This is a genomic window from Kluyvera sp. NPDC087067 (genome assembly GCF_044745165.1).
In the GTDB taxonomy this organism is placed as follows: Bacteria; Pseudomonadota; Gammaproteobacteria; order Enterobacterales; family Enterobacteriaceae; genus Kluyvera.
In genome coordinates, this window is sequence record NZ_JBIUZS010000003.1 from 253,327 (window position 1) to 267,814 (window position 14,488).

At 53.7% G+C, this 14,488-nt stretch carries 11 protein-coding genes; 8 read left to right on the plus strand and 3 right to left on the minus strand.

The window, feature by feature from the left end:
• Positions 1–94: 94 nt before the first annotated feature.
• Positions 95–154 carry a type I toxin-antitoxin system Ibs family toxin gene (locus ACIPDS_RS09915; protein ID WP_400735579.1) on the plus strand — a complete coding sequence of 20 codons (60 nt, stop codon included), beginning with the start codon at positions 95–97 and terminating at the stop codon, positions 152–154.
• Between the two features lie 81 nt (positions 155–235).
• Here ACIPDS_RS09915 and yegD read toward each other — a convergent pair whose 3' ends face one another.
• A complete protein-coding gene (gene yegD / locus ACIPDS_RS09920) occupies positions 236–1,588 on the minus strand; it encodes a molecular chaperone (protein ID WP_400735581.1) in 1,353 nt (450 codons plus the stop codon).
• A gap of 145 nt (positions 1,589–1,733) precedes the next feature.
• Here yegD and alkA point away from each other — a divergent pair, with 145 nt between their 5' ends.
• Entirely contained in the window at positions 1,734–2,576 is an 843-nt protein-coding gene (gene alkA, locus ACIPDS_RS09925; RefSeq protein WP_400735066.1) for a DNA-3-methyladenine glycosylase 2, read from the plus strand.
• On the opposite strand, the gene ACIPDS_RS09930 is transcribed toward alkA, so the two are convergent.
• Positions 2,555–4,798: a PAS domain S-box protein gene (locus ACIPDS_RS09930; protein WP_400735068.1), complete on the minus strand. Its 2,244-nt coding sequence runs from the start codon at positions 4,796–4,798 to the stop codon at positions 2,555–2,557. The genes alkA and ACIPDS_RS09930 overlap by 22 nt on opposite strands.
• Positions 4,799–5,140: 342 nt before the next feature.
• Here ACIPDS_RS09930 and udk point away from each other — a divergent pair, with 342 nt between their 5' ends.
• From udk to asmA, 3 genes are all read left to right on the plus strand, one after another.
• Positions 5,141–5,782 (plus strand): uridine kinase, encoded by a 642-nt coding sequence (gene udk / locus ACIPDS_RS09935; protein ID WP_166513404.1) that lies wholly within the window; start codon positions 5,141–5,143, stop codon positions 5,780–5,782.
• A gap of 78 nt (positions 5,783–5,860) precedes the next feature.
• The gene (gene dcd, locus ACIPDS_RS09940) at positions 5,861–6,442 is read left to right on the plus strand and encodes a dCTP deaminase (RefSeq protein WP_166513405.1); all 582 of its coding nucleotides are present in this window, start codon (positions 5,861–5,863) and stop codon (positions 6,440–6,442) included.
• A gap of 26 nt (positions 6,443–6,468) precedes the next feature.
• Complete coding sequence (gene asmA / locus ACIPDS_RS09945) at positions 6,469–8,313, plus strand: outer membrane assembly protein AsmA (RefSeq protein ID WP_400735071.1); 1,845 nt, start codon at positions 6,469–6,471, stop codon at positions 8,311–8,313.
• A gap of 38 nt (positions 8,314–8,351) precedes the next feature.
• Here the strand turns inward: asmA and ACIPDS_RS09950 are convergent, their stop codons facing one another.
• Positions 8,352–9,932 carry a TerC family protein gene (locus ACIPDS_RS09950; protein WP_400735073.1) on the minus strand — a complete coding sequence of 527 codons (1,581 nt, stop codon included), beginning with the start codon at positions 9,930–9,932 and terminating at the stop codon, positions 8,352–8,354.
• A 658-nt stretch (positions 9,933–10,590) separates the two neighbouring features.
• Here ACIPDS_RS09950 and ACIPDS_RS09955 point away from each other — a divergent pair.
• From ACIPDS_RS09955 to wzc, 3 genes are read left to right on the plus strand one after another with little or no spacing between them, the layout of a single operon-like run.
• Entirely contained in the window at positions 10,591–11,724 is a 1,134-nt protein-coding gene (locus ACIPDS_RS09955) for a polysaccharide export protein (RefSeq protein WP_166513408.1), read from the plus strand.
• Positions 11,725–11,729: 5 nt separating this feature from the next.
• Positions 11,730–12,173 (plus strand): low molecular weight protein-tyrosine-phosphatase Wzb, encoded by a 444-nt coding sequence (gene wzb, locus ACIPDS_RS09960; RefSeq protein WP_400735076.1) that lies wholly within the window; start codon positions 11,730–11,732, stop codon positions 12,171–12,173.
• A 2-nt stretch (positions 12,174–12,175) separates the two neighbouring features.
• The gene (wzc, locus tag ACIPDS_RS09965) at positions 12,176–14,338 is read left to right on the plus strand and encodes a tyrosine-protein kinase Wzc (protein ID WP_400735078.1); all 2,163 of its coding nucleotides are present in this window, start codon (positions 12,176–12,178) and stop codon (positions 14,336–14,338) included.
• Positions 14,339–14,488 lie beyond the last annotated feature (150 nt).

The window sequence follows — 14,488 nt, forward strand, 5'->3', positions numbered from 1 at the left end:
AAACGGCCGTTCGTGATAACGTCAGCGGCGTTTAGCGGGGCGCTAAAACAGGAAAGCCCCTCCTGACGAAGGGGCCTTATATAAGGAAAGGGTTATGATGAAGTCAGTCATCATACTGGTGATACTCTTAGTGATTAGCTACCCAGCATACTAAGACACCAGGGGGAGGAGAAATCCTCCCTTACCCTCATTCCTTTACCTTAGGTCGAAAAAACAGCGAAGTCAACGCTTCGTATCAGGCAAAGACCACCTGCGCCCAGCGTGCCAGACCGGCGGTGACCGAACCAAAATCATCGCCACCGGCAATCGGGATGCCCGGAAGCTGCGCGGCCAGCGCTTTCTTAATCAGCGGGGAGCGCGCGCTACCGCCGGTCAGGTAGATAATGTCCGGTTTTTCGCTGCTGTTCTCCAGCGCTAACTGCACCTGCTCAAGGATGCGGGTCAACGGTTGATTCAGCGCCGCTTCCAGCCCATCCTGGGTGATAGCGGTGGCGAGCTCATCGCTGATAAACGGCAGCGTGGTGTTGATAAGTGCGTTTTCGGACAAGGCGATTTTGCTCTCTTCCGCGCTACGCACCAGACGGTAGCTCAGGCGCTGCTGCCACACTTTATACAGCAGGGAGACTTTCTCCGCGTCGCGGGCATCGCGGGCCAGATCGCGCAGCAAACGTCCGTTAGCGGCGCTGTAGAAATCGGTCTGTGCCGGGACATCGTTTATTGCGACGGCATTCCACCACGGTAACAGCGGCAGGGCGATGCCTTTTGCCGTTTCGCCGCCCATACCGAGTAGCGGCATCAGACTTTTGAAGGCCAGCGCGATATCGAGGTCGTTACCGCCGACGCGGCAGCCGCTGTGCCCCAGTAAGCTCTGTTCGCGGTCATGGCGAGCGCGCCACTGCGGCCCCATCAGAAGAACGGAGCAGTCGGTGGTTCCGCCGCCGATATCCACCACCAGAACGCGTTTTTCGTCCGTCAGGGTCGCTTCAAACTCGAGGCCTGCGGCAACCGGCTCATACTGGAATACGACGTCGCGGAAACCCGCGCGTTTCGCGGCGCGTTCAAGAATACCTACCGCCTGGGTATTGGCTTCATCGCCACCCAGCCCCTGGAAGTTGATGGGGCGGCCAATGACCGCCTGATCAAGGCTATCTTCCAGCTGTGACTGCGCCTGCTGGCGAATATGCAGCATCATGGAACAGACTAAATCTTCGAATACCGCGACCTGCTGCGGTTTGAGCCCGCTGGCGCCGAGGAACGATTTCGGCGATTTAACGAAGTAAACTTCTTCAGGATCGGTGATGTATTGTTTGAGTGACGCCAGGCCAAACTGCACGCTGTTGCCAAGGACGTCGATATCTTCATCACGATTGAAGTTGATAGCGCGGCGTAGTAACGCCTGCGTTTCATCGCCGGATGCCGGAACCTGATGGTGGCGATAGAGCCACTCACTCACCGCTTCACGCGTGGGTGCCGATAGCATAGAAGGAAGCAAGGTGCTGCCGTTTTCCATCATCAACATGCGTGGTGCGCCATCTTGCATAACGGCGATGGAACAGTTCGCTGTTCCGTAGTCAAAACCTATAAACACGACAATCATCCCCATGCCAGTGAAGAAAGGGGGGCGACTTTAGCCGAATGTCGGGGTGGCGGCAACTGGAATATGAAAGCAAGGTCTTATGCGCCATTAGACGCTATGCTGTAACCCTCATTGATTCGCAACGCGAGGACTGACGATGTTTGAACTGCCGTGGCTGCCGCCGTATGACTGGCGCTGGATGTTTGATTTTTTGCAGGCGCGCGCCGTGACCGGCATTGAACGTTTTGAGGACGGCAGCTATAGCCGTAGCTGGCGTTGTGGCGCTCATTGTGGACGCATCACCATGACGCCCGATGAGCCGCATCAGGTGCTGCGCGTACATTTGTCCGCGGGGCTGTTACCGGTGGCAGAACAGGCCAAAGCGGCGGTGACCCGGCTGCTGGATTTAACCTGCGACCCCCAGCAGATCCAGCAGGCTTTAGGCCCTCTCGCGGCGGCAAAACCGGGTCTACGCTTGCCCGGTTCAATGGATGTGTTTGAGCAAGGCGTGCGGGCGATTCTGGGCCAACTGGTGAGCGTGGCGATGGCGGCGAAACTGACCGGAAAAGTGGTGGCGCTGTACGGCGAGCCGTTAGCGGATGATGAGGGCGCCTTTGTGTTCCCGACGGCGGAACAGCTCGCCGCGGGCGACCCGCTGGCGCTTAAAGCGCTGGGGATGCCGCTTAAACGTGCAGAAGCATTGATTCATTTTGCGAAGGTCGCCGCTGATGGCGAGCTTTCTTCCACATTGCCTGATGATGTCGACCAGGCGCTGAAAGCGCTTCAGCAGTATCCGGGGATAGGGCGCTGGACGGCGAACTATTTTGCTCTGCGTGCCTGGCAGGCGAAAGATATCTTTTTGCCAGATGACTATTTGATTAAGCAGCGTTTTCCCGGCATGACGCCTGCGCAAATCCGCCGCTATGCCGAACGCTGGCAGCCGTGGCGTTCCTATGCGCTATTACATATCTGGCATTCTTATGCCTGGTCGCCAGAATGAGTGTTTAATGTATAAACGGTGACAATCCCACGCCCGTCATGTTTTGACGCATAGCAGGCGGCATCAGCCTGCACTAACGCTTGTGCCAGATGGGCATTATGTTCATGGATCATCGTAAGCCCGGCGCTGGCGCCGACCCGATGTGCGCGCCCGGCCCAGGTAAATTCGTAGTGGTTTATCGCATCCACCACGCGTTGCGTCGCATGCAGCGCTTGTTCTGTGGTGCAATGGCGCAAAATAAAGCCGAATTCATCCCCGCCGAGACGGGCGAGAATATCGCTGGGTCTGAGTAACGATCGCATCAAGATCGCGATTTCGTATAACAGCGCATCGCCCGCCGCATGGCCCGCGCTGTCGTTGACCGCTTTAAAAAAGTCGAGATCCAGCATAACCAGCGCGTGCGACTGGTGGCTTCCGGGCAGGAGTTTAAGCAGACCTTTGAGCTGGCTTTCAAAATTTGAACGATTGGGCAGACGGGTCAGCGCATCATGCGTGGCGTTATAGCTCAGTTGCCGCAATAGCTTACGTGATTCGGTGACGTCCTGGATGACCAGCACGAAACCGATTCTGACGCCTTCCTGGGTGTTCAGCGGTGTCATGGTGTAGTGAATATCAAAGCGGTCGCCGTGGCGATTTCTCAGCACCTGATCCTGTTCGCTATTATCACCTTGGTTGTCTTCCTGCTGAAGGCCGTTGATGACAAATCCGTCGTTCTCATAGGTGATGTGCAGCACCTGAAGCAGCGGTTTTCCCTGCGCCTGTGCCTGCGTCCAGCCGCTCATTTTTTCGGCGACCGGATTCATAAAAATGATGTTTTGCTGATTGTCGGTACTGACCACGGCTTCATGAATAGACTTCAGGGTGATGTGCAGCCGCTCTTTTTCCTGGAAAAGCGCATCGTTTGCCAGCGTAATGCGCGCCATCAGTTGCTTATTGGCTTCACGGCTTTTTTTCAGATCGTCGATGTCTTCAATCTGCTTAATAAAATACAGCGGCGTCCCGTCATCATTGCGCACCAAAGAGACCACAAGCAGGGCCCAGACGATATCCCCTCTGCGGGTGCAGTAACGTTTTTCCAGCGTATAGGTGTCGATGTCACCGTTGAGCAGCTGGTTAAGCTTATCCAGCTCTTTAGGTAAGTCTTCGTGCCAGGTGACCTGCTGAATGGTCATTTGGTACAACTCATCCTGATGGTAGCCGAGGAAGGTGCTAAGAGCTTTGTTGACCTGTAACCACTGCCCGTGAGTATCGACCACCGCCATGCCGATGGCGGAGTATTCCATGGCATTACGAAAACGGGTTTCGCTTTCAATAATCCGTCGGCGTTCACTTTCGACGGCATGGATGGCGATACTCATTACGCCGGTTGGCAGCAACACCATCAGGAACGGCAGCCCCGGCAGGTCGTTCAGTGCATAGCCGTTAAGCGTGTTCTCAATCATGTGCAGTACCTGCGGGTGCTGCGTGGTTAATGTCAGTACCGTCATGATGGTGACAAGAAAGATCAAGAATGCTTCACAGCGCGGCTGGCGCACGGCGCTCCACATCAGCAAAACCATGATGCAGGTAAACGGCCACGGCAGATAAAGCAGGGAGAGCACGCTGAGTATCAGCGTCACGGCGGCCGTCAGCAGGAAGGGGAGCAGTTCACCTGGACTGCGACGGTAGCGCTTGAAAAACTGCGTATTCAGCAGCAGCCCTAAAGGCACCAACGCCAGCGCGCCGGTAGCTTCGGATAATACCCAGACCAGCAGCGACTGCCATTTCGTCCCCTCGGGGGCCAGCCCGCCAATCAGCGTGCCGCCCAGTAGCGGAGGGATGAGCGCGCTGGCAATCGCCATTCTCGTCCAGTCATGAAGCGTTTGCAGCGGGTCTTCACGCGTAAGCCAGCGACGCATGAGCAGCGCGCCAATCAGGGCTTCAGCCACATTCGTCAGCGGGTAAAGCAGCGTAATGGTCGGAGAATAGAGGCTTGTGGCGCCGACAATCCCCGCAATCCCCGCAAGAGCAATCGCAGGCCACAGGGCGCCGGGAAAACGATAAAAGGCGGCCATCATAATCGCGCTGGGAAACCAGATCGGCGAAAGTTGGCTGGGCTTATGTGAGAGCGTGAAGGAAAACAGGGTGAACAGGAAAATCACACACGCAAGGCCAAACACCCATAGTGCTTTGTGACGCGGTGAACCCAACAGGAGGGCAATACGAGAATTTTCTTTCTTCATTACCACTTTTTTCCGCGACGAAATGCCCCGGCCAGACTGAGAGGTAAACCGATTATGCCGCAATACGTCGCTCCTTTATTGGATCTATCACGCTAATTGACAATAATCGGCAATTGTTAATAGTTCTAATATTTTCAATGTGAATAGAGGTTTACGACTGAAATAAACGTATGCCGATTTAGCGTTTTGTCAGCGGAGATCGACGTATACGACTGGTATCGTCGGCTTGAAATCCCTATAATTGCCGCGTTTGGCGCAGATACATGAGATTATTCGGTAATACTCCCTTGTCTATATTGTGCCGTCCTTCCTTTCATCCAGGTTAATCGGGTCGCAAAATTTATGACTGATAAGTCCCATCAGTGCGTCATTGTAGGCATCGCCGGCGCATCGGCTTCAGGTAAAAGTCTTATTGCTAGTACGTTGTATCGCGAACTTCGCGAGCAGGTCGGTGATGAGCACATTGGTGTTATCCCTGAAGATAGTTACTACAAAGACCAAAGTCACCTGTCCATGGAAGATCGGGTTAAAACCAACTATGACCATCCCAACGCGATGGATCACAGTCTGCTGTTTCAGCATCTCCAGACCCTAAAGCGCGGTACCCCGATAGAACTGCCGGTATACAGCTACGTTGAACATACCCGCATGAAAGAAACCATTCATATCCTGCCAAAAAAGGTGATTATCCTCGAAGGGATCCTGTTGCTGACCGACGCGCGACTGCGCGATGAGATGAACTTCTCGATCTTCGTTGATACTCCCCTGGATATCTGCCTGATGCGCCGCATTAAACGTGATGTTAACGAACGCGGACGCTCAATGGATTCGGTGATGGCGCAGTATCAGAAAACCGTTCGCCCGATGTTCCTGCAGTTTATTGAACCTTCCAAGCAGTACGCCGACATTATCGTGCCACGCGGCGGTAAAAACCGTATCGCCATCGACATTCTGAAAGCGAAAATTAGTCAGTTTTTTGAATAACTCACGTGAATTGTGTAACGTGAAGTCAAAGGCCCTCAACCAGGTGGAAGAGGGCAGGAAGTAAAACAGGAGAAAGATATGCGTCTGTGTGACCGAGATATAGAAGCCTGGCTGGACGACGGGCGACTGTCGATCAACCCGCGCCCACCCGTTGAGCGTATTAATGGCGCTACGGTAGACGTGCGTTTAGGCAATAAATTTCGCACCTTTAGCGGTCATACGGCAGCGTTTATCGATTTAAGCGGCCCGAAGACGGAAGTCAGCGCGGCGCTTGACCGCGTAATGAGCGATGAAATCGTTCTTGCCGAAGGCGATGCTTTCTATCTACATCCCGGTGAGCTGGCGCTGGCGGTCACTCTTGAGTCGGTGACGCTACCGGCGGATTTGGTCGGCTGGCTGGACGGTCGTTCTTCTCTGGCGCGACTGGGTTTAATGGTGCACGTCACCGCACACCGTATTGATCCAGGCTGGTCTGGCTGCATCGTGCTGGAGTTTTATAACTCAGGCAAACTGCCGCTGGCGCTGCGCCCGGGTATGCTGATTGGCGCATTGAGCTTTGAGCCGCTATCCGGCCCGGCTGCGCGTCCTTATAACCGTCGTGAAGATGCGAAATATCGCGATCAGCAGGGCGCGGTTGCCAGTCGTATTGATAAAGACTGACCCGTCGTTAAGCTGATGAGGGTGCCATGAGACGAATATTGACGACGCTGATGATCCTGCTGGTGGTGCTGATTGCCGGCCTGTCATCGCTGGTGTTACTGGTGAATCCAAACGACTTCCGTAGCTATATGGTGAAGCAGGTTGAGGATCGCAGCGGCTATCAACTTCAGCTGGATGGCTCTCTGCGCTGGCACGTCTGGCCACGCTTGAGCATTCTTTCCGGCCGTATGGCGTTGACCGCACCCGGGGCCAGCGAGCCGCTGGTGCGCGCTGACAACATGCGTCTTGATGTTTCGCTGCTGCCGCTGCTGTCACATCAGCTACAGGTGCAGCAGGTGATGCTCAAAGGGGCGGTCATTCAACTTACGCCGCAGACGGAAGCCATTGTTGCGCAGAATGCGCCGGTTGCGCCAAAAGGCACTTCGCTGCCGCAGGACGCACAAGAGCACGGCTGGTCATTTGATATCGCCGGATTGCAGGTGGTGGATAGCGTGCTGGTATTCCAGCATGAGGACGATGAGCAGATAACCGTCCGCGATATTCGTCTGCAAATGGAACAGGATGCGCGTCACCAGGCAACCATAGATTTCTCAGGCCGAATTAATCGCGACCAGCGTGATTTAAATCTTAATATCTCCGCCAATCTCCAGGCCGGGGATTTCCCCCATCATCTGGATGCCGAGCTGTTGCAAATTAGCTGGAAGCTCCAGGGGGCTGACCTTCCCGCGCAGGGGATAAGCGGAAACGGCAGCGTGAACGCGCGCTGGCTGGATGACAGTAAAACGCTCAGCTTCAGCGGCCTTAATCTGACCGCTAATGACAGCACGGTGACGGGCTCGGGCAGCGTCATCCTCAGCGATACGCCCGTCTGGGCGTTGAATCTTCAGTCCGATAAACTCAATCTTGATAATCTGTTGCTGCATTCCGATATTGCCACCGGCACCGGGGCGCAAAAAGCCCAGACGGCGGTCAAACAGCCGCGACCGGTGATTGCCAGCGATACCGATGAACAACCCTACCAGGGATTACTCGGTTTTAACGGCACCCTAATGATGACGGCTAACACGGTCAACTGGCGCGGCATGCCGTTTAGCAATGTGGCCATTGAGGCGGATAACCAGCAAGGCTTGCTGCGTATCTCGCGTCTGGAAGGGGCGCTAGACGGCGGGCAACTTTCTTTACCGGGAACCCTCGATGCTCGTGGTCAAATACCGCAGGCGAAATTCCAGCCGAAGCTTGAGAATGTGCAAATTGGCAGCCTGTTGAAAGCCTTTAATTATCCTATTGAGATGGTCGGCAAGCTGTCCATGGCCGGTGATTTCGCGGGCTCGGTCATTGATGCAAACCGTTTCCGCCGGGACTGGCAGGGTCAGGGCCATATTGAACTCAGAGACGTGCGTACAGAAGGGCTCAATTTTCAGCAGCTGGTTCAACAAGCGGTTGAGCGTAGCTCGGACGTTCGCGGGCAGGATAATTACGATAGCGCCACGCGTCTTGATCTCCTGACCACCGACCTGTCGCTCGACAATGGCGTGATGAGCTTCGACAACATGAAAGGCGAGTCGACCCTGATGGCGCTGACCGGCAAAGGCGCGCTGGATCTGATGAAAGAAGAGGGCGATATGCAGTTTGCCATCCAGGTTATCGGCGGATGGCAGGGGCAAGGTAAGCTGGTGGATGTCCTGAAGTCGACCGCCATTCCTCTGCGCGTCTACGGCAAGTGGAGCGAGCTGAACTACAGCCTTCAGGTGGATCAGGTGCTACGTCGTCATCTGCAAAATGAAGCGAAACGCCGTCTGAACGATTGGGCAGACCGCAATAAAGATTCGCAGAACGGCAAAGATGTGAAGAAGTTTCTCAATCAGCAGTAAGTTAAACCCGGCGGAGTGATGCTCCGCCGGGACTCTCCTTAAACCTCGTAGTCCAGCTCATCCTGCGGTGGCGGAATAATCTGCACCTTCTGAACACGATGACTTTCTACCTGCAATGTTTTCAGCGTCCACGGGCCAATCTGAACTTCTTCTCCCGCTTTGGGAATGCGCTGTAGGTGTTCCATCAACAGTCCAGCAATGGTGTGATATTCGCGCTTATCGTCAAGCGGCAGCGGCACATACTGCACCAAATCTTCTAGCGGCATGTGACCGTTAGCCGTCCAGGTACCGTCGGCGTTGCGCTGAATATCGTGGCGAGCGTCAATTTCTTCCACCTCATTGGGCAGATTACCGGCAATGGTTTCCGTGACGTCACTTAAGGTTACGACACCTTCTACCGAACCAAACTCATCGACCACGAAGGCGAAGTGGGTTCGGGCATTGCGGAATTGCTCAAGCGCCGATAATAACGGCAGCGCTTCAGGAAAGACCAGCGGCTGGCGGAGTAATACGCGCAGATTCAACGGCTCATTGCGTAACGACTGCTGCAATAAATCGTTAATATGCACCACGCCCAGCAGATCTTCATCATCATCGCCGCCGGTGACCACCAGACGGGTATGCTGGTTTTTTTCCAGCAAGGCGCGAACTTCGCTTTCCGGGGCGCTGAGGTCAATATGCTCAATATCGTGGCGCGAGGTCATGATGCTGCTGACCGTACGCTGATTAAGATTCAGCACGCGCTCAATCATGCGGCGCTCCTGCGGGTCAAAAATCTGCTGATTATCCTGATCGACCAACAAAGAAGCGGTGCTTGCATCGAGCTCAGCGTCTTCTTTATTGCCGCTCAACAAGCGCATGACCGCATCAGTGGTGCGGCTGCGCAGCGACTGGTTGGCGCTAAGAAAGCGACGACGGTTAAAGATAGCCAGCTGATTTAAGAACTCAATCATCACCGAGAAACCGATAGCGGCGTACAGATAGCCTTTCGGAATGATGACGCCAAAACCTTCTGCAACAAGGCTAAAGCCAATCATCAGCAGGAAGCTCAGGCACAAAATGACGATTGTGGGATGGCTATTGACGAAGCGGGTTAACGCTTTGCTGGCGAGCAGCATCAGGCTGATAGCAATAATGACCGCTGCCATCATGACCGCCAGATGGTCAACCATACCGACGGCGGTGATCACCGAATCCAGCGAAAACACGGCATCCAGCACCACAATCTGGGTCACCACCGGCCAGAATCGCGCGCCGCGCCGTTGGGTAGGCCCGTCGTGGTCTTTCCCTTCTAAGCGCTCATTGAGTTCAACGGTGGCTTTAAACAGCAAGAAGAAGCCGCCGACCAGCATAATCAGGTCGCGGGCGCTGAAGGTAAAGTCGCCGACGCTAAATAGAGGCTTGGTCAGCGTCACGAGCCAGGAGATAGAGGCTAACAGCAGCAGACGCATGAGCATCGCCAGAATAAGTCCGGTGACGCGCGCGCGGTCGCGCTGGGCAGGTGGGAGCTTTTCAGCCAGGATGGCGATAAACACCAAATTATCAATTCCGAGAACCAGCTCGATGACGACCAGCGTCACGAGTCCCGCCCAAATAGACGGATCGGCAATCCATTCCATACGTTGGTTAAAACCTTATGTTACAAGACTATTTGATCATGGATAAAGCGGCGGCAAATTGCAACGTCTGGCGGTGATTTCTCCGGGTTAAATTAAGGGTATTGTGCAAATACAGTACAGAAAAAATGAAAATATATTATCAATATAAAAATAGGGATGGGTGTTTGTTATTATCTGTCAATATAAAGAAAATCCTAAAAACCATCGGATCATTAATCTTAATATTAATATTAATCTTAAAATTATTTTTTAAGCTTGCCTTACCTTGCCTGCTATTCACTTAGCTGCAACAATTCTTCCGGTACTGAATGGAAGGCATAATTGCGCTTGTCATAAAATAATCATATGGCACGAGCCTTCTTTTAAATATATCCAGGAATAATCCATATTCATTTATGGCACGTTTCTGTTTTTACATAACAATATGATTTTAAGGTGTATTGGTAGCTGAAAGCCAAGGGCGGTAGCGTGTCCGAAGGCGTGAAGCAAAGTCTCGATTATTCTGTCAATAGCCTGCGGATGAATCCAATCTTTTTTAGGATATATGCCAGTTATGTTCGCTGTGAAATAAATGCATGGTGAATGCTCGGGTAATCAAATGGTACGGATTAATTTAATTCGCACAGGATAATTTTTCTGCCAAAGTGATAAATAATCAATGATGAAATCCAAAATAAAATTGATGCCATTATTGGTGTCGGTAAGCTTGATGAGTGGTTGCACTATACTTCCAGGCAGCAATATGTCTACCTACGGAAAAGATGTGATTAAGCAGCAGGATGCTGATTATGACATTGGCCGAATGGTGAATGTTTATCCGCTGACCCCGCGACTGATTGAACAATTACGCCCACGTCCTGACGTCGCGCAACCCAACATGTCGCTGGATCAGGAGTTAAGCAATTACCAGTATCGCGTGGGCCCAGGCGACGTACTGAACGTGACCGTCTGGGATCACCCGGAACTGACCACCCCTGCCGGGCAGTATCGTAGCTCCAGCGATACCGGCAACTGGGTTCAGCCTGACGGGACTATTTTCTATCCTTACATCGGTAAGGTGCAGGTCAAAGGGCGCACGTTGTCCGAAATCCGCCAGACTATCACCCAGCGCCTTGCGGCCTACATTACCGATCCGCAGGTGGATGTTAACGTCGCGGCTTTCCGCTCGCAAAAAGTGTATGTCTCCGGGCAGGTCAATAAATCTGGTCAACAGGCGATCACCAACGTTCCGCTCACCGTACTGGATGCGCTGAATGCCGCAGGTGGCTTAGGCGAGCTTGCCGACTGGCGCAACGTGGTGCTGACGCACGATGGGCGCGAGCAACGTATCTCGGTGCAGGCGCTGATGCAAAATGGCGATCTTAGCCAGAACCGTCTGCTCTATCCTGGCGATATTCTGTTTGTACCGCGCAACGACGACCTGAAAGTGTTCGTGATGGGCGAGGTGAAAAAACAGAGCACGCTCAAAATGGACTTCAGCGGCATGACGCTGACCGAAGCGCTTGGTCAGGCGGAAGGTATCGACCTGACGACCTCGAATGCCAGCGGTATCTTTGTGATCCGTCCAACCAAACAGGGCAACGGCGGCAAGATGGCGAACATCTACCAGCTGGATATGTCTGATGCCACCTCTTTGGTGATGGCGACCAACTTTGTCCTCCAGCCATATGACGTGGTGTACGTCACGACCGCACCGGTTGCTCGCTGGAACCGTCTGATCAACCAACTGTTGCCGACCATCAGTGGCGTTCGCTACATGACCGATTCGGCGAAAGACATTCATACCTGGTAACCGTCATGTTTAACAAAATTCTTGTGGTTTGCGTGGGGAACATTTGCCGTTCCCCGACGGCTGAACGCCTGCTCAGAAATCACCTGCCGTCAGTGACCGTTGAGTCAGCAGGTTTAGGGGCGTTGGTAGGAAAATCTGCGGACGAACGCGCTGCCAGCGTCGCCGCGGCGCATGATATTTCGCTGACAGGTCATTGTGCACGACAGCTCACCGGCAGCATGTGCCGGGAGTATGACCTGATTCTGGTAATGGAAAAACGGCATGTTGCCACCCTGCATGAAATGGCGCCGGAGATGCGCGGCAAAGTCATGCTTTTTGGGCACTGGGATAACGAACGAGAAATTCCCGATCCGTATCGCAAAAGCCGTGAAGCGTTTGAAGCGGTGTTCCAGTTACTCGACAAGTCTGCCAGCCAGTGGGCGCAGGCGTTGAAAGCTCAGCAGGGATAACCATGACAGATAAAATAAAACAGGTAAGTTCACCCGCGTCAGGCGGTGATGAAATTGATATTGGCCGCCTGGTCGGCACCGTGGTGGAAGCGAAGTGGTGGGTGCTGGGTATTACCGCGCTGTTTGCCCTTGGCGCCATTATCTACACGCTGTTTGCGACGCCAATTTACAGCGCCGATGCGCTGGTGCGTATCGAGCAAAATCAGGGCAGCGCGCTGGTGCAGGACATCAGCAATGCGCTGGCCAGCAAGCCACCGGCGTCGGAAGCGGAAATCCAGATGATTACCTCGCGTCTGGTGCTGGGTAAAACCGTGGATGATTTGGACCTCGATATTGCGGTCAGTAAAAATACGCTCCCGATTATTGGCGCTGGCTGGGAAAGGCTGATGGGGCGGCAAAACGAAACGGTGAAGGTCACAACCTTTAACCGTCCAGCCTCAATGGCGGACAGTACCTTTACCCTGGATGTGCTGAGCCCAACGACCTATCGCTTAAGTAATGATGACGGCTTTAGTGCTGAAGGGAAAGTGGGTGAGGGGCTCAATAAAAGCGGCGTTTCTTTATTGGTTGCGGGTATTGCCGCACACGATGGAGCGAGCTTCACGGTCACCAAATACTCGATCCTTGGCATGATCAATACGCTGCAAAATAGCCTGAGCGTAACCGAAGACGGTAAAGATTCCGGCGTGCTGACGCTGAATATGGTCGGCGAAGATAAAGATAAAATTCGCGACATTCTCAACAGTATTGCCCGTAACTACGTTGCCCAAAACGTGGCGCGTAAATCGGAGGAGGCGGCGAAGAGTCTGGAGTTCCTCGAAGTACAGTTGCCGCAGGTGCGAAGCCAGCTTGATGTCGCTGAAAATAAGCTGAACGCCTATCGTCAGCAGAAGGACTCGGTCGACCTGCCGCTCGAAGCTAAGTCGGTGCTCGACTCGATGGTCAATATCGATGCGCAGTTAAACGAGCTGACCTTCCGCGAGGCGGAAATTTCTAAACTTTATACCCGCATCCACCCGGCGTACCGCACGCTGCTGGAAAAACGTCGGGCGCTGGAAGAAGAGAAAGCGAAGCTGAGCCAGCGCGTGACGGCAATGCCGAAAACCCAGCAGGAAATTGTGCGTCTGACGCGTGATGTTGAATCTGGTCAACAGGTCTATATGCAACTGCTGAATAAACAGCAGGAGTTAAAGATCAACAAAGCCAGCACCGTGGGCGATGTGCGTATCGTTGACCCGGCGATTACTCAACCGGGCGTGGTGAAGCCGAAGAAAGCGCTGATTATTCTCGGCAGTATTATTCTCGGTCTGATGCTCTCCATTGTTGGCGTGTTGCTGCGCTCGCTGTTTAATCGCGGTATCGAAAGCCCGCAGGTGCTGGAAGAACACGGCATTAATGTTTACGCCAGCATTCCGCTGTCTGAGTGGCAGAAATCCCACGATAGCGTCAAAAACGTCAACGGCGTCAAACGTTATAAGCAGAGCCAGCTGTTGGCGGTGGGTAACCCGACCGATTTGGCGATAGAGGCTATTCGCAGCCTGCGCACCAGTCTGCATTTCGCCATGATGCAGGCCGAAAACAACGTGCTGATGATGACTGGCGTCAGCCCGTCAATTGGTAAAACGTTTGTCTGTGCCAACCTGGCGGCGGTTATCAGCCAGACCCATAAGCGGGTGCTGATGATCGACTGCGATATGCGTAAAGGCTATTCCCATGAACTGCTCGGGGCGAGCAATGAAAGCGGCCTGTCTGAGGTGCTGGTGGGGAAAGCGACTATTGAGAGCAGCGCAAAACGCACGTCGATTGCCAATTTTGACCTTATCCCCCGCGGGCAGATCCCGCCGAATCCATCGGAACTGTTGATGAGCGAACGCTTTAGCGAACTGCTTAAGTGGGCTTCAGCGAACTATGACCTGGTGCTTCTTGATACCCCACCAATTCTGGCCGTGACCGATGCCGCCATCGTTGGCCGCCATGCGGGAACCGCGCTGATGGTGACGCGTTATGCGGTGAACACGCTTAAAGAGGTAGAGACCAGCCTCAGCCGCTTTGAGCAGAACGGTATCGCAGTGAAAGGGGTGATCCTGAACTCTATCTTCCGTCGCGCGACCGGTTATCAGGATTACGGCTATTACGAATACGAATACCAGTCGGATTCGAAATAAGGCCAAACCGCCCCTCACCCCGGCCCTCTCCCCAAAGGGGCGAGGGAGAAAAACCGATTACCTTTCAGCTTTCGAGCACTAAACGGTCCCCTCGCCCCTTTGGGGAGAGGGTTAGGGTGAGGGGAGACCTCACGCTCAATTGCTTATTCG

Bases quoted from the DNA above. Each gene is read 5' to 3' on its own strand.
- alkA (WP_400735066.1), top strand. From the start codon at position 1,734: ATGTTTGAACTGCCGTGGCTGCCGCCGTATGACTGGCGCTGGATGTTT.
- ACIPDS_RS09930 (WP_400735068.1), bottom strand. From the start codon at position 4,798: ATGAAGAAAGAAAATTCTCGTATTGCCCTCCTGTTGGGTTCACCGCGT.
- udk (WP_166513404.1), top strand. From the start codon at position 5,141: ATGACTGATAAGTCCCATCAGTGCGTCATTGTAGGCATCGCCGGCGCA.
- dcd (WP_166513405.1), top strand. From the start codon at position 5,861: ATGCGTCTGTGTGACCGAGATATAGAAGCCTGGCTGGACGACGGGCGA.
- asmA (WP_400735071.1), top strand. From the start codon at position 6,469: ATGAGACGAATATTGACGACGCTGATGATCCTGCTGGTGGTGCTGATT.
- ACIPDS_RS09950 (WP_400735073.1), bottom strand. From the start codon at position 9,932: ATGGAATGGATTGCCGATCCGTCTATTTGGGCGGGACTCGTGACGCTG.
- ACIPDS_RS09955 (WP_166513408.1), top strand. From the start codon at position 10,591: ATGATGAAATCCAAAATAAAATTGATGCCATTATTGGTGTCGGTAAGC.
- wzb (WP_400735076.1), top strand. From the start codon at position 11,730: ATGTTTAACAAAATTCTTGTGGTTTGCGTGGGGAACATTTGCCGTTCC.
- wzc (WP_400735078.1), top strand. From the start codon at position 12,176: ATGACAGATAAAATAAAACAGGTAAGTTCACCCGCGTCAGGCGGTGAT.